The 1,803-nt window shown below is 32.6% G+C and carries 4 protein-coding genes; all 4 read right to left on the bottom strand.

Annotation, left to right across the window (positions count from 1 at the left end):
• Positions 1 to 481, bottom strand: a 481-nt coding sequence (locus F6K37_RS40715) for a CBS domain-containing protein (RefSeq protein WP_502887833.1), incomplete at its 3' end; no start/stop codon positions are given.
• 25 nt (positions 482 to 506) lie between these two features.
• Entirely contained in the window at positions 507 to 674 is a 168-nt protein-coding gene (locus F6K37_RS45165) for a TylF/MycF/NovP-related O-methyltransferase (RefSeq protein WP_353839124.1), read from the bottom strand.
• A gap of 191 nt (positions 675 to 865) precedes the next feature.
• Positions 866 to 1,165 (bottom strand): hypothetical protein, encoded by a 300-nt coding sequence (locus F6K37_RS40710; RefSeq protein WP_287256989.1) that lies wholly within the window; start codon positions 1,163 to 1,165, stop codon positions 866 to 868.
• A 13-nt stretch (positions 1,166 to 1,178) separates the two neighbouring features.
• Positions 1,179 to 1,799 (bottom strand): acylneuraminate cytidylyltransferase family protein, encoded by a 621-nt coding sequence (locus tag F6K37_RS40705; RefSeq protein ID WP_502887834.1) that lies wholly within the window; start codon positions 1,797 to 1,799, stop codon positions 1,179 to 1,181.
• Between the last annotated feature and the right edge of the window lie 4 nt (positions 1,800 to 1,803).

The following is a 1,803-nucleotide window of genomic DNA, read 5'->3' as shown; positions in this document are numbered from 1 at the left end:
CAGCCCCTGCTTCTACTGCTAAGTCAATCAGTTTCTTTGCTAATTCCAAACTGCCATTGTGGTTGTTACCAATTTCTGCAATTATGAATGCTGGTGATTCTGCATCAATAGTAAACTTGCCAATTTGAATTACACCAGGTCGCTTTCTAGCAATAGCAACTAAGTGGTGATTTTTATCTATCAGAGGAACGAATTCGATTTTTTCAGAAAAGTAGGATTTAATCTTGTCCGGTTCTTCATTAAAATAAGCAAATTTAAAGTTTTTATTAGTAATATTATAAATAGGTTGGTTTAATTCAATAGTGTTTTGATTTACCAACCACCGTCGAAAGTCACCATCAGTTAATATCCCTTCAACAATACCCGATTCAGTAACCGAGAAAATAACTCGACTTTTATTGTCACTAATTTTTTTGAGCGCGTTGATAATACTGTCTTCAGTAAAGACAATATATTGAGCAATATTTTTGTCAATTAGCATTTATTTAAAATAACTCCTGAATTTATTATTTCACTACGTAACAAGGAGTCATACAGAAGGTGAATTTTTTAATTTCTATATTTTGACTAGCAAAATACTCATCAACAGCCTTAGTTTCACCGGGAAAAACTCCATAGTCATCTAAAATTAAAACTCCTCCTTTGACAATTATTGGAAAAAGACGTTCTAATATTACAACCGCTGGTTCATATATGTCCGTATCTAGATTTAATAAGGATATTTTTAATTCCGGATGTTATTCTAAGTAATCAGGTACAGTCTGTAGAATATCTCCTTCTATAAGTTCTAGGTTTTTGTTAAGCTTTTTATCGTCTAAAACACTTAATAATTGTTCTTTTGAAATCGATTATTCTCCAGCATTGTTTATGAATTTATCTCTGGGATATTTGTCTTGATTAAATTGAGTTTCAGGGAACTTAGCAAAAGTATCAAATCCAATTTTTTTTTCGATGATGAATTACTAAATAAATCCCTAAAGCTTGCAAATCTAACTAAAGAAGTACCTTTTAAAACTCCACATTCGACTATTGCACCAGGTACATTTGAAACCATCTTATACAATTCATAGTGAGCTAATATTTTACCTATCCTTGTGGGGTCGCAGGATAAATAAAAGTTGTTTTCGTATTCAAAAGCACGGTTAAAATCAGGTAATTCAATCATCTATATTCTCCAATTAAATAGAACTATACTTCTTCAAAAGAGACTCTGCTATTTCAAAGTCAGTCAAGGAATCGATTTCCCAACTAGCAGCTTCATTCATGACAAACATAGAAATTTTACCGCCGAGACGATTACTAAATTCTTTGAGAACCCAAGGTTTGAAAATATAAATAGAACCATTTTCAACATACTGTGGATTCATGTCCTGACGGCGCTTTCGATTACAATAATCATAATTAATGGACTTGACTACACCGTTAACTTCTTCCCAAAGAAATCTGTGGGAAGGAGAAACTGACAATAAAGAATCAGCATTTGTACTCTGAATTTTCTTGATAGCATTGTCAATATCTGTACCTGCTCTAATAGGAGAAGTACATTGTAAAAATACAATTAATTCAGGATAAATGCCAATTTTTTCAATCTCATAAGTTGCGTGAATAAGAGCAGATTCAGATGAAGCTTTATCGCTAGCTAATTCCTCAGGACGCTCAATGATTTCGGCTCCATATTCTTTAGAAATTTCTGCAATTTCTGCGTCGTCTGTGGAAACGTAAATTTTGTCAATTAAATTGGATTCTTTGGCATCTAAAATAGAATGAGCGATTAATGGTTTGTCTGAATCTGCTCTTATTCAC

This window comes from Moorena sp. SIO4E2, from assembly GCF_010671945.1.
GTDB lineage: Bacteria > Cyanobacteriota > Cyanobacteriia > Cyanobacteriales > Coleofasciculaceae > Moorena > Moorena producens.
Note: the sequence above shows the minus strand (reverse complement) of the source record. Positions and strands in the feature narration are given on the sequence as shown.

Excerpts from the sequence above, each read along its gene's own strand:
- F6K37_RS40710 (WP_287256989.1), bottom strand. The coding sequence starts at position 1,165 with ATGATTGAATTACCTGATTTTAACCGTGCTTTTGAATACGAAAACAAC.